Source organism: Streptomyces flavofungini, from assembly GCF_041028215.1.
GTDB classification, from domain to species: Bacteria; Actinomycetota; Actinomycetes; order Streptomycetales; family Streptomycetaceae; genus Streptomyces; species Streptomyces flavofungini_B.
This window is the reverse complement of the sequence record NZ_JASKYR010000024.1, coordinates 15,240-27,188: the sequence shown is the minus strand read 5'-3', so window position 1 is coordinate 27,188 and position 11,949 is coordinate 15,240. Positions and strand designations below refer to the sequence as shown.

Annotated in this window: 11 protein-coding genes and 1 tRNA gene; 4 read left to right on the top strand and 8 right to left on the bottom strand. The window is 71.3% G+C overall.

What is annotated here, in order from left to right; translation table 11 throughout:
• On the top strand, nucleotides 1-449 hold a 449-nt coding region (locus AB8Z36_RS03570; RefSeq protein ID WP_369211694.1), incomplete at its 5' end, for an FHA domain-containing protein.
• A gap of 28 nt (nucleotides 450-477) precedes the next feature.
• Here the strand turns inward: AB8Z36_RS03570 and AB8Z36_RS03565 are convergent.
• A complete protein-coding gene (locus tag AB8Z36_RS03565; protein WP_369211693.1) occupies nucleotides 478-1,443 on the bottom strand; it encodes a methyltransferase domain-containing protein in 966 nt (321 codons plus the stop codon).
• Between the two features lie 158 nt (nucleotides 1,444-1,601).
• On the opposite strand from AB8Z36_RS03565, the gene AB8Z36_RS03560 reads away from it, so the two are divergent.
• Nucleotides 1,602-2,015, top strand: coding sequence for a globin (locus tag AB8Z36_RS03560; protein ID WP_369211692.1), 414 nt, complete (start codon nucleotides 1,602-1,604; stop codon nucleotides 2,013-2,015).
• Nucleotides 2,016-2,050: 35 nt separating this feature from the next.
• On the opposite strand, the gene AB8Z36_RS03555 is transcribed toward AB8Z36_RS03560, so the two are convergent.
• From AB8Z36_RS03555 to ettA, 3 genes are read right to left on the bottom strand one after another with little or no spacing between them, the layout of a single operon-like run.
• Nucleotides 2,051-2,737, bottom strand: a complete 687-nt coding sequence (locus AB8Z36_RS03555) for a hypothetical protein (RefSeq protein WP_369211691.1) — start codon at nucleotides 2,735-2,737, stop codon at nucleotides 2,051-2,053.
• Nucleotides 2,734-3,174, bottom strand: coding sequence for an acyl-CoA thioesterase (locus AB8Z36_RS03550; protein ID WP_369211690.1), 441 nt, complete (start codon nucleotides 3,172-3,174; stop codon nucleotides 2,734-2,736). The genes AB8Z36_RS03555 and AB8Z36_RS03550 overlap by 4 nt, the downstream gene beginning before the upstream one ends.
• Nucleotides 3,175-3,181: 7 nt before the next feature.
• Nucleotides 3,182-4,846: an energy-dependent translational throttle protein EttA gene (gene ettA / locus AB8Z36_RS03545; RefSeq protein ID WP_369211689.1), complete on the bottom strand. Its 1,665-nt coding sequence runs from the start codon at nucleotides 4,844-4,846 to the stop codon at nucleotides 3,182-3,184.
• A gap of 250 nt (nucleotides 4,847-5,096) precedes the next feature.
• Here ettA and AB8Z36_RS03540 point away from each other — a divergent pair, with 250 nt between their 5' ends.
• Nucleotides 5,097-5,567, top strand: coding sequence for a hypothetical protein (locus AB8Z36_RS03540; RefSeq protein ID WP_369211688.1), 471 nt, complete (start codon nucleotides 5,097-5,099; stop codon nucleotides 5,565-5,567).
• Nucleotides 5,568-5,764: 197 nt separating this feature from the next.
• Here AB8Z36_RS03540 and AB8Z36_RS03535 read toward each other — a convergent pair whose 3' ends face one another.
• From AB8Z36_RS03535 to AB8Z36_RS03520, 4 genes are all read right to left on the bottom strand, one after another.
• Nucleotides 5,765-7,174, bottom strand: coding sequence for a Cys-Gln thioester bond-forming surface protein (locus AB8Z36_RS03535; protein WP_369211687.1), 1,410 nt, complete (start codon nucleotides 7,172-7,174; stop codon nucleotides 5,765-5,767).
• Between the two features lie 297 nt (nucleotides 7,175-7,471).
• Nucleotides 7,472-7,906: a single-stranded DNA-binding protein gene (locus AB8Z36_RS03530; RefSeq protein WP_369211686.1), complete on the bottom strand. Its 435-nt coding sequence runs from the start codon at nucleotides 7,904-7,906 to the stop codon at nucleotides 7,472-7,474.
• 179 nt (nucleotides 7,907-8,085) lie between these two features.
• On the bottom strand, nucleotides 8,086-9,888 hold the full coding sequence (locus AB8Z36_RS03525) for a GTPase (protein ID WP_369211685.1): 1,803 nt from the start codon (nucleotides 9,886-9,888) through the stop codon (nucleotides 8,086-8,088).
• Nucleotides 9,889-9,892: 4 nt separating this feature from the next.
• The gene (locus AB8Z36_RS03520; RefSeq protein ID WP_440581849.1) at nucleotides 9,893-11,560 is read right to left on the bottom strand and encodes a dynamin family protein; all 1,668 of its coding nucleotides are present in this window, start codon (nucleotides 11,558-11,560) and stop codon (nucleotides 9,893-9,895) included.
• Nucleotides 11,561-11,869: 309 nt separating this feature from the next.
• Between AB8Z36_RS03520 and AB8Z36_RS03515 the strand changes: the two genes are divergently transcribed.
• A tRNA-Arg gene (locus tag AB8Z36_RS03515) sits at nucleotides 11,870-11,942 on the top strand.
• Nucleotides 11,943-11,949: the final 7 nt, after the last annotated feature.

Here is an 11,949-nt window from a genome sequence, read left to right as displayed (position 1 = left end):
CGCAGCAGCAGGCCCCGCAGCCTCAGCCCCCGCAGCAGGGCCCCGGCACGTGGACGGCGACGATCGGTCCCGACCGCGAGTACTTCATGGCGATGATGCAGCGCAGCGGCCCCGAGGCCTCGGGGCTCAACCTGCCCGCGTACTCGCCCGAGCAGCAGCGCCCGCTGTCCGGCAACCAGCTCACCATCGGCCGCCGCCGCCACTCCACGGGCGACACCCCGGACATCGACCTGTCGGTGCCCCCGGAGGACCCGGGCGTCTCGCACCAGCACGCGGTCCTGGTCCAGCAGCCGGACGGGAGCTGGGCGGTCGTCGACCAGAACTCCACCAACGGCACCACGGTCAACAACGGCGAGGAGCCCATCCAGCCCTTCGTCCCCGTCCCGCTCCAGGACGGCGACCGCGTGCACGTGGGCGCCTGGACGACCATCACGGTCCGCAGGGACTAGCCCTTTCGGCCGCACCCGTCGCGGGCCGTCACAGGGGCCAGACGTACGGTCCTTCGGGATCGTCGAGCCAGGCCCACTGGTACGGCCCGCGCACGGTCACCCCGTAGCGCTCGCGCACCGGCCGCTCCTCGCGCTCCCAGAGCGCGAGGGCCTCGTGCGGGTCGAGGCTGCCCGCGGTGAGTTCGAGAAGGAACCGGAAGCGTTCGTTCTGGAGCGCCGCCCGCGGCAGTCCGCCGATGTGCTGCTCGCGGGAGCCGCGCACCTCGCCGCCGCGCAGCGGCACGAAGTAGGCGGGCGTGTGCAGGAAGCGCCCCTCGGCGTGCTCCGCGTCCCGCACGGTCAGCGCGATCAGGCCGGTGGCCAGGGGGGTCAGGATGCGGGCGCCGGGGCGGCACTGGACCAGCCAGGGCCTGGGCACCGAGCTGAGGGTGCAGGTGGCGATGATCCGGTCGTACGGCGCGCGCCCCGCGCAGCCCGCGGCCCCGTCGCCGGTCAGTACGGCCGGGCGGAACCCGGCGGCCGCCAGATGTCCGCGCGCGGACTCGGTGATCTCCGGGTCGAGGTCGACGCTGGTGACGTGGCCGTCGCCGAGCCGGTGGGCGAGCAGCGCCGCGTTGTAGCCGGTGCCCGCGCCGATCTCCAGGACGTCGCAGGTCCCCTCGTCGGGCACCTCCAGCCATTCGAGCATCTTCGCCATCAGGGACGGCTGGCTGCTGGAGGAGAGGAGCTGCCCGTCGCGCACGCGGGTGGCGAGCGGGGCGTCGGTGTAGACCCCGCGCAGCCAGCGGGCGCGGCGCCCGGCGTCGGGGTCCTCGCACCACAGCCGTTCGTAGCCGCCGGGCACCCCGAGGTAGTAGTACGGCACGAACAGGTGCCGCGGCACCGCCTCGAACGCCGACCGCCAGCCGGTGTCCTCGGCCCAGGCCCCGCTCGCCGCGATCTCGCGCACAAGGGCGGCCCTGGCCTCGGCGACACGTACGGGATCGGGTTCCATGAGTCCACTCTGCTGCTCGTCGGCCCCCGACGCGAGCGGCCGGACGACGACAATCCGGAACCACCGCCCATCGGTCGACCACCGGGACGGGCGCCGACCGCCGACCGGTCGCCGGAAAGGTCCTAGGCCTTCCGTACTCGGCCGCGCCGTCTGAGACCATGGACAGCGTGAAAGAGATCCCACGCGGCACGGTTCAGGAGCAGACCTACTACGAGCAGGTCGGCGGCGAGGAGACCTTCCGGCGCCTGGTGCACCTCTTCTACCAGGGGGTCGCGGAGGACCCGCTGCTGCGGCCGATGTACCCCGAGGAGGACCTGGGGCCGGCCGAGGAGCGCCTCGCGCTCTTCCTGATGCAGTACTGGGGCGGCCCGCGCACCTACAGCGACAACCGCGGCCACCCGCGCCTGCGCATGCGGCACGCGCCGTTCACCGTCGACCGGGCGGCGCACGACGCGTGGCTGAAGCACATGCGCACGGCCGTCGACCAGCTCGGCCTCTCCGAGGAACACGAGCGCACGCTGTGGAACTACCTGACGTACGCGGCGGCGTCCATGGTCAACTCCGAGGGCTGAGAGCCCTTGCCGACAGGACCTAGGCGGCCCTAGGCCTAGGCGGGTGTGACGGAGAGCCCCGTGGCACCCGCCCGGCGTACGGCGACGGAGCCGTAGGCCGTACGCAGCCGGAGCCACGGCCCCGACGACAGCAGGGTCAGCGTGTCGCCCCGCAGGAAGCCGAGCGACTGCGCGGCGTGCGCGGCCCGCACCGGCAGGCCCGTGCTGCCGATGGTCCGCGACCAGATCTCCCGGCCGACCCGGTCGAGCTCGGCGCGCACCCGCCGCTCGGCGGGCAACTCCTCGACGCGGGAACGGAATTCGCTGACGGCGACCCGCACCAGATCACGCACCGCCTCGGGGGCCGGAAGGCCGGGCTCCCGCCGCCAGCCGCCGCGGGGCGGCAGGAGGCCCGCCCAGGGCGGCCCGGTGACGGCCTCCGGCACGGCGACCTCGCCGGCCGCGCGGACGGACTGGGCCGCCTCGCCCACGGATTCGAGGAACTCCCCCGCCGAGACGGTGACGTCCAGCGTGGTGTCGAGCCCGTGCTCGTACGGCTTGGCCAGCCGTGCCGTACGGATGGCCAGCACCTCGAACGACGGCGGCCTTCCGAACACGGCGAGCGTGTCCCCGGCGGCCTGGAGCCGCACGGCCGCCGCCTTGTCGTAGTGGATCAGCCGGGCCAGGAAGGCGGCGAGGTCCGCCGCCTCCCCCGCCTCGGCGAAGTGCAGCCGCCCGGTCATGCGGCGAGCGCCCCCGAGCCGCTGTCGGCGCCGTCGTCGACATAGCGCTGGAGGAAGGCCTTCTCCTCGGCGGTGATCCGCCGGGGCCGCTGCGCCTCCAGGTCGAAGGGCACGACCACGGTCGAGGCCCGCACATACACCTGATCCGCGTCCTTGATCTCGTACGCGATGGTCAGCGAGGCCGCACCCATCTTCGTCACCCACGACTCGATGGTGACCGGCTCATGGCGGTGCACCAGCGGTCGTACATAGTCGATCTCGTGCCGGGCGACGACGGACCCGCCGGAGAACGACGGCGAGCCGTCACCGGGCGCCAGCCGGAACATGAAGTCGATCCGCGCCTCTTCCAGATAGCGCAGGAAGACCACGTTGTTGACGTGCCCGAAGGCGTCCATGTCCGACCAGCGCAGCGGGCACTGGTATATGTGTCGAGCCACAGCCGCCTCAGCCTCGCGTGAGCTTCTTGTAGGTGGCGCGGTGCGGACGGGCCGCGTCCGGGCCGAGGCGCTGGATCTTGTTCTTCTCGTAGGACTCGAAGTTGCCCTCGAACCAGTACCACTTGGAGTCGCCCTCGTACGCCAGGATGTGCGTGGCGACCCGGTCCAGGAACCAGCGGTCGTGGGAGATCACGACAGCGGCGCCCGGAAACTCCAGGAGCGCGTTCTCCAGGGAGGACAGGGTCTCGACGTCCAGGTCGTTCGTCGGCTCGTCGAGGAGGAGCAGGTTGCCGCCCTCCTTGAGGGTCAGCGCCAGGTTGAGGCGGTTGCGCTCACCACCGGAGAGCACCCCGGCCGGCTTCTGCTGGTCCGGGCCCTTGAAGCCGAAGGCCGAGACATACGCCCTGGAGGGCATCTCGACCTGTCCGACGTTGATGTAGTCCAGCTCGTCGCTGACGACGGCCCACAGCGTCTTCTTCGGGTCGATGTTGGCGCGGCCCTGGTCCACGTAGGAGACCTTGACCGTGTCACCGATCTTGATGCTGCCGGAGTCCGGCTGCTCCAGGCCCTGGATCATCTTGAACAGCGTGGTCTTGCCCGCGCCGTTCGGGCCGATGATGCCGACGATGCCGTTGCGCGGCAGCGAGAAGCTGAGGTCGTCGACGAGGACCTTGTCGCCGAAGGCCTTCGAGAGGTGCTCGACCTCGACGACGATGGAGCCCAGACGCGGGCCCGGCGGGATCTGGATCTCCTCGAAGTCCAGCTTCCGCATCTTGTCCGCCTCGGCGGCCATCTCCTCGTAACGCGCCAGACGCGCCTTGGACTTGGCCTGCCGCCCCTTGGCGTTGGACCGCACCCACTCCAGCTCTTCCTTGAGCCGCTTGGCGCGCTTGGCGTCCTTCTGGCCCTCGACCTTGAGGCGCTGGGCCTTCTTCTCCAGGTACGTGGAGTAGTTGCCCTCGTAGGGGTGGGCGCGACCGCGGTCGAGCTCCAGGATCCACTGGGCGACGTTGTCCAGGAAGTACCGGTCGTGGGTGACCGCCACGACGGCGCCGGAGTACTGCGAGAGGTGCTGCTCCAGCCAGTTCACCGACTCGGCGTCGAGGTGGTTGGTGGGCTCGTCGAGGAGCAGCAGGTCGGGCGCCTCGATGAGGAGCTTGCAGAGCGCGACGCGGCGCTTCTCACCACCGGAGAGGGTGGTGACGGGCCAGTCGCCGGGCGGGCAGCCGAGCGCGTCCATGGCCTGCTCGAGCTGGGCGTCCAGGTCCCACGCGTTGGCGTGGTCCAGGTCCTCCTGGAGCTTGCCCATCTCCTCCATGAGCGCGTCCGAGTAGTCGGTCGCCATGAGCTCGGCGACCTCGTTGAACCGCTTCAGCTTGCCCATGATCTCGGCGGCGCCGTCCTGCACGTTCTCCAGGACCGTCTTCGACTCGTCGAGCTGCGGCTCCTGCATGAGGATGCCGACGCTGTACCCGGGCGAGAGGAACGCGTCACCGTTCGACGGCTGCTCAAGACCGGCCATGATCTTCAGCACGGTGGACTTACCGGCGCCGTTGGGGCCCACGACACCGATCTTCGCGCCAGGAAGGAAGCTCAAGGTGACGTCATCGAGGATCACCTTGTCGCCGTGCGCCTTGCGCGTCTTGCGCATGGTGTAGATGTACTCAGCCAAGAGAAACCGTCCGGCAATCAGTGAGTGGGCAGATACACCCCATCTTGCCTGACGGCCACCCCCCGGAGGAAACCAGTATGGCCCGGGGGGCCGTGACCTGGGCGTTCGTGGGTGACTTCCGTAGTTGATCTGTCACCGCCTGTCGCCGAAGGGAGCCCTTGAGTCACCTCGCACGGCCCAGGGACGGCCCAGGGAGTCGGACTCCCTGGAAGTCGCCTCCCACGCGTGGCCTGGTCCCTACTCTTCCGTCATGAAGTGGTCAGAACTAAGTCCCATTCTTCTGGGGTTGCTGGCCCTGGCCGGCGCCATGTGGCAGGGACGACGCCCGAGGTACGAAACCCGGGACCGGTTGATGAAGGATCTGGAGCTGCTGAATTCCATGCCGGACGACCTTCCGATCCGGCGTGAATACAAGCAGCACGTCTCGGACTCGTTCAAGTCTCTGATCAAGGACGAAGATCAGCGCACACGGAACATGTCCGGCGTTCGCATCGGCGTCTCCCTCATGGCGATCTCCGCGCTGTTCATCTGGATGGGCTTCAGCCAAGGGGGCGGCTGGTGGCACATCCTGACGATTGCGGGTGGCCTGTTGTTCGCGATCTCCTTCTTCGGGGCGGTCGACGACTCGATCAAGCGCCACCGCGATGAAACCGGACGCGCCATCACCCGACGTACCGGGAATTCCGCCGGCGTGTCACCGGACGACGCAAGGTCGGCGTAGCGGCTTCGGGCGGGAGCTGCTTCGGGGCGAGTCATCAAGAGACCCTTGACTGGCTGCCTGAAGCCGTGGCGCCGACCGCCACAGTGCTTTCGAAGCGTGCGGCCCAGCGGCCCTCTGCCGTACGCCCCCGGAGGAACCGGCTGGTTCTCCGGCCGAGGAAGTCGCTGGCGGTCGGTACCCGAGGGGCTACCGTGCGTCTACTCCTCCGTGGGGGTCGCCGCCGTCGGGTCCTTCTTCCTGCGGAGGAGGAAGACCGTCACGCCGCCCAGGACGACGAAGGCCACCGCGACACCGGCGATCAGCGGCGTGTTGCCGGAGCTGCCGGTCTCGGCCAGGTCGCCGCCGCCCGCGATGCCGCCCGCCGACGCGGGGCTCGGCTCGTTGGCCGGCTGGGCCCTGCTGTCGATCGCGGCGCCCTCGATCCGGCAGTCGAGCACTCCCTTGAACCGCTTCTCGAAGCCACCCGCCCCCTGGATCGCGAAGTCATAGGCCTGGTCCTCCTGCAACGGGATCGTCACCGTCTGCGAGGTGCCCGCCTCGATCGTGTGCCTGAAGCCCATGAGGCGGAAGGTGAAGGGCTCGTCCCCCTTGTTGCTCGCGGTAATGTCGACGCCGCTCTTTGCGCAGTTCTTCTCCGCCGACAGCGCGGGTATCGCGCCCTCGGTGGCCCAGTCGGCCGTCGCCGCGGCCGACACGGTGGACTCGCTGGAGCCCGCCAGGATCTGCGTCTGGCTGCTGGTCTCGGAGGTGAACGCCCGGCCGACCGGCACGGTGGTCGACGCCTGCACGGCGAGCGCGGCCGTGCCGTCCGGGGCGTCCTTCGGCACCTCGAAGTAGAGCCGCGTGCCGTCGCCCGCGGACTTCACGGGCTTGCCGTCCCTGCCGACGACCTTCACCCCGCTCGCCGCGGAGTCCGCGGGCGGCGTCACGCTCACCGCGTCCGCGTCGGTCCGCACGGTGACGGGGCCGAGCCGCTCTCCCGGGTGTCCGGACACGGCGGGCGGTTCGAGGGTCAGCGAGGCCTTCGGCTCGGCGCTGGTGCGCGCGCTCCGCTCCAGGTAGTCGGCGAGCTTCTCGGCCTGCGGGTCGACGGCTTCGACCTCGGCCTTGTCCGAGTAGCGCCAGATCGCCACCTGGGTGCCCGCCGCCGCCGTCCGCTCGGTGAGGGACTTCGCGCCGGCCTTCTCGGCGAGCGCCGCCAGGTCGTTCACCTGGGGGTAGGAGTGCTCCAGGATCCAGCGGATCCTGCCCGCGTCACGGTTGCCGTGCAGCGAGGTGCCGCTCCACGGGGTCTCCTGGTACTCGGCGTCCTTGCGGGTGGGGTTGTGGATGTCCACGCAGTAGGTCTGCAAGGTGCCGCCGTTCTCCACGGACATCTCGAAGAGGCCCGCGGGCACCTGCTGGGAGCTGCCGTTCTCGCGGACGACGGCCTGGTCGTAGGTCTGGAGTCCGCCCAGCGTGGCGGTCGCGCCGCCCCGGTGCTGCGGCGTCTCCACGACGGCGGCGGCCGGTCCGGCGGTGACCAGCGCACCCGTGGCGACGAACCCGGACGCCGCGGCCACCGCGGCGAGGCGGGCGGCACCCCTGCCCCGTATGACGCCGCGCACGGCGCTGCCTAGGGCGCTACGTATGGACCACGCAGAAAACACTGGATTCTCCTCCGTGCGGGACCCGTTCAGAACGAGGGGGGTGGTCCCGCCAGCAGATTGAAAGAGGCAGGAACACCTGCCACCTGCGTGGCCTCTCCTGCCAACTGCCCCGTGAGTTACGTTCGGCATCCTAAGGAAACGGCCCAGCGTGATCCCCAGTCATACGGTCGGATAACCGATCCGAATCGGAATCGTTATCGCAACCTCGGCTCCGAGCTGGGCTTATCGACAAATCAATGGAGAGTTGACCGCACGTCACCCCGCTGCCGCCGCCGTCCGTTCGGGCTCCGGGCGCTCCCTCGCCGCCCCCGCTTCCGTCAGTGACGCCTCGCCCTTCAGCACCCGCCGGAACGCCGCGGTGCCGCGCGACAGATCGTGTCCGATGGCCTGCGCGTCGATGTCCGCCGACGTCCAGTGCTGGCCGCCCCGCTCCTCGTCGCGCACCCGCAACCTGCCCTGCACGATGACCGGTTCGCCGACCGTCAGCGAACCCTGCACATTGGCGCCGAGCGTGCGCTTGGCCCATACCGTGAAGAAGTTGGTGTGGCCGTCGTTCCACGTGTTCTTCACCGCGTCGAAGTACCGGGCCGTCACCGCGAGCCGGAACCGGGCCACCGGTCCCGACGGCAACTCCCGGTACACCGGTGTCGTCGCCACGTTCCCCACCACCGTGACCATCGTCTCGTTCATGATCGAGCCCTCCCCGTGCGTCCGCTTCCGCCTTCGCCGCGCCTTCCGCGGCTGCGATCCCAGACTGCACCGGCCCGGCCGATCCCGCTGGGCCCTGTGGGCTACCCCCAGGTTGTGGAAAACTCCGTCACTCTTCAGGGGCCGAGGGGCCGAAGGGGCCGAAGCCCCCCGGGGCCACGTCACCACAGCGGCGCCCGCGCCCCCGTCACCCGTACGTACTGCTCCCTGACCTCCCGGTACCGCAGCAGCTCCGCCGCCACCGGATCGAGGACGCGGGCGCGCCCGCACCCGGCAGCCGCCTCCCTCAGCCGCCGTTCCGCCTCACGTCCGTACCGCCGGGCGGGACCACGCGCCGCCAGGCGGCTCGTCCACTCCACGCAGGGGCCGCCCACGATGCCGGTCAGCATCAGGAGCACCGGCACCCCCAGGTTCGGCGTGGCGGCGCCGAGGACCTGGGCGAGCAGCCAGAGGCCGCCGACGACCTGGAGCAGGCTCATCGCCGCCTGGGTGAGCACCGCGGCGGGCCACCAGTTGGGCCTCGGCGGGCGGCCCGACGGCACTCCGGCCCGTACCGCAAGGACGTCCAGCTCCTCGGGCAGCCCTTCGGCGCCGCGCACCGCGGCCTCCCGTACGGCCTGGCCCCAGGGCTGGGGCAGCCCTGCCGCAGCCTCGTCGGCCACCGCGCGTACCGCGTGCTCCACGCGCTGGCGGGCCGTGACCTCCTCGTCCACCGGGCCCGGCGCGATCGGGGCGGCGGAGCCCTCGGCCGAGCGCCGCGCCTCGTACCAGCGCCACAGCCGCAGCCAGGGGTCGCCGCACGCCTTGCCCGCGTTCCTGCACCAGGACCGTTCCGCCGCCTCCCCGGCGGTGGTGGCGCCCACGGCCTCGGCGAGGCGGTCGGTGAACTCCTCGCGCGCCTCCTCGCTGAGCCCGACGCGCCCTCGGTTACGGCCCGCCGACGGGCCCGCCACATACACCGGACGCAGTCGTTCCGCCGCGGCGTCCAGGTCGGCGGCGATGCGGCGGGCGGCGGCGGCCCGCTCCCTGGTGAAGTGGCTGAGGGAGTCCCGGAGTTCCTCCATGCCCTCGCCGGTGAGCGCGGAGACCGCGAGAACCGTGGCGCCCGGCTCGCCGTGCTCGCCGAGGGCGAGGCCGTCCTCGTCCAGGAGCCGCCGCAGATCGTCGAGGACCTGGTCGGCGGCGTCACCGGGGAGCCGGTCGATCTGGTTGAGCACCACGAAGGTGACCTCCGCGTGCCCCGCCATGGGGCGCAGATAGCGTTCGTGGAGCATCGCGTCGGCGTACTTCTCCGGGTCGACGATCCAGATGACGGCGTCGACGAGGCCCAGGATGCGGTCGACGTGCTCGCGGTGCTCGGCGGCGGCCGAGTCGTGGTCGGGCAGGTCGATCAGGACGAGCCCCCTGAGGTCGTCCGCGCCGGGCCCCTGGAGCGGCCGTCTGCGCAGCCGTCCCGGGATGCCGAGCCGGTCGAGGAGGCCCGCCGCGCCGTCCGTCCAACTGCACCCCAGGGGTGCGGCCGTGGTCGGCCTGCGTACGCCCGTGTCGGAGATCATCACGCCCGCGAGGGCGTTGAAGAGCGTCGACTTGCCGCTGCCGGTGGCGCCCGCGATGGCGACGACCGTGTGCCGCCCCGACAGCTTGCGCCGGGCGGCGGACTCGTCCAGGACGCGCCCCGCCTCGGCGAGGGTGTCGCTGTCCAGGCGGGTGCGGGAGAGCCCGACGAGCTCGCGCAGCGCGTCGAGCCGTTCGCTCAGCGGGCCCTCGTAGGAAGCGGGTGGCTGCTTGGAGGGGGCGTACGCGCGTGCCGTGTTCTCGGCGAGGCGCTGGGGCTGCCCTTCGGCGACACGCCGGGCGATGAGGCCGTCGTCCCAGGCCTCGTCGGAGCCGTCGGCGAAGCGGCCGGGGCCGCCGGTACGCTCGCCCCGCTCGTCGTGCTCGGTGTGGTCAGTGACGGTGGTCACCGCGTCACCTCTCCTTCTGCAGTACGGACAGGGCGGCGATCAGAGCGGCCTGGGGTTCGGGGTGCACTTCGAGGACGTCCAGGGGGGCGAGCCGCCGGTCCCGCTCGGTGGCGAGGATCTTCTCCAGGTAGCCGACGAGCAGGTGCGCGCCCCGGTCGCGCAGCCGGACCGCGCCCTGGGCACCGATCCGCTCGGCGAGCACCTCACCGGCCACGCGGGCCCGGTGCCCGCCGAGGAGCACGGTGGCGAGCAGCGCGGCGACGGCCTCGGGGTCAGGGAGCGCGTTCTTCTCCACGCCCTGGAGGCCGCGGACCTCGTCCTCGGCGTACTCCTCCAGGACGCGCCGCCATCTGCGGACGGCCATCCCGATGCGGTGCTCGGCGCTCTCCATGGACGGGTCGCGGTCGGCGAGGCCGGGGGCGCCGGCGGCGGGCTCGCGCCGCCAGGCCTCGTCGATGCGCTCGTCGGCGGCGGTCACGGCGCAGAGCAGGAGCGCCTCCAGGCTCTCGCAGATGGCGTCGAGCAGTTCGTCGGCCCCGCAGTCGAGGGGGTAGCTGCGCCACCGTTTCAAGGCGCCTCCCGCGAGCACTCCCCCGGCCTGGAGACGGCCCTGTACGCGCGCGTGCTCGTTGTCGTACGCCTCGTCGACGGCGTTGGTGAGCCGGAGCGCGGCGGCGTGCTGGGCGGCCACCGCCCCGGCGAGTTCGGGCATCCGGACGTCGAGCGAGTCCAGGACTCCGTTCGCCGTGCGGGCGATGGCCTGCACGCGCGCGTCGGGGTCCTGCACCCGGTGGGTGAGCCAGGCACGCAGGGGTGCGACGGCGGTGGCGGGGAGGAGGCCGCCGTTGCCCGCGGACTCGGGCAGCTCGGGCACCGTGAAGCGGGGCACGTCGCCGAGGCCCGCCTTCGTGAGGAGCGCCCCGTACTGCCGTGACACCTCGGTCACCACCTGGTGGGGCACGCGGTCGAGGACGGTGACGAGGGTGGCGTCGTGCTCCTTGGCGGTGCGCAGGAGGTGCCAGGCCACCGCGTCGGCGTAGCGCGAGGCGGTGGTCACCATCACCCATACGTCGGCGGCGGAGATCAGCTCGGCGGCCAGGACGCGGTTGTTCGCGAGGAGGGAGTCGATGTCGGGGGCATCCAGGAGGGCGAGGCCGCGGGGCAGGCTGGGCGCGGTCTCGATGCGCAGGGCGCGCTCGTCGTCACCCGTCAGGGCGAGCACGGCGTCGTCGTCCTGGTCGTCGTCGGCGCCGCCGTCCTCTCCGTTGGCCCCGCCCTCCATGGGGTCCCGTTCCGGCATCCACACGCGCGTGAGGTCGGGCAGGACGCGCATCCCGGAGAACCAGAGGTGGTCGTCCGGATGGCATACGAGTACCGGCGTACGTGTCGTGGGCCGCAGCACTCCCGCCTCGCTGACCCGGCGTCCGACCAGGGAGTTCACCAGTGTGGACTTTCCGGCGCCGGTGGACCCGCCGATGACGGCGAGGAGGGGTGCTTCGGGTGCCTTGAGCCGGGGCACCAGATAGTCATCGAGCTGGGCGAGCAGCTCGTCCCGGTTGGCACGCGCGCGTGGCGCCCCCGGAAGGGGGAGCGGAAAGCGTGCGGCGGCGACACGCTCGCGCAGGGCGGAGAGTGCGTCAAGCAATTGAGGCCGTACGTCCAGAGTCACCACATGTGAAGAATGCCCAATTTTGACGGTTTTCTGAAGCATATGAGCCGCTCTGCGCGCCGATCAGACACGGGTGATGGAAGGGGTGGCCGGGGCGCAGGCATAACGAGTGCACAACACCCGTGGCGTGAGACGCCAAAAGCGATGCGAGATTCGCACCTGCCTGCGATTATCAGGACCGCTTCACTGAACCTCCACATCGTGGCGCGGAGGCGGAGCACCAGGGACACGGACACCAAACCCCTATCCTTGTCCCCGGCAAGGTCACGGATGCCCCCCACATCCACCCCCTTCGCCACATGGCCACACCCGGCCCCCGTAGCTCAGTGGATAGAGCAGGCGCCTTCTAAGCGCTTGGCCGCAGGTTCGAGTCCTGCCGGGGGCGCACAAGC

Bases quoted from the DNA above. Each gene is read 5' to 3' on its own strand.
- AB8Z36_RS03555 (WP_369211691.1), bottom strand. From the start codon at position 2,737: ATGACCGGGCGGCTGCACTTCGCCGAGGCGGGGGAGGCGGCGGACCTC.
- AB8Z36_RS03560 (WP_369211692.1), top strand. From the start codon at position 1,602: ATGGACAGCGTGAAAGAGATCCCACGCGGCACGGTTCAGGAGCAGACC.
- AB8Z36_RS03540 (WP_369211688.1), top strand. From the start codon at position 5,097: ATGAAGTGGTCAGAACTAAGTCCCATTCTTCTGGGGTTGCTGGCCCTG.
- AB8Z36_RS03565 (WP_369211693.1), bottom strand. From the start codon at position 1,443: ATGGAACCCGATCCCGTACGTGTCGCCGAGGCCAGGGCCGCCCTTGTG.
- AB8Z36_RS03530 (WP_369211686.1), bottom strand. From the start codon at position 7,906: ATGAACGAGACGATGGTCACGGTGGTGGGGAACGTGGCGACGACACCG.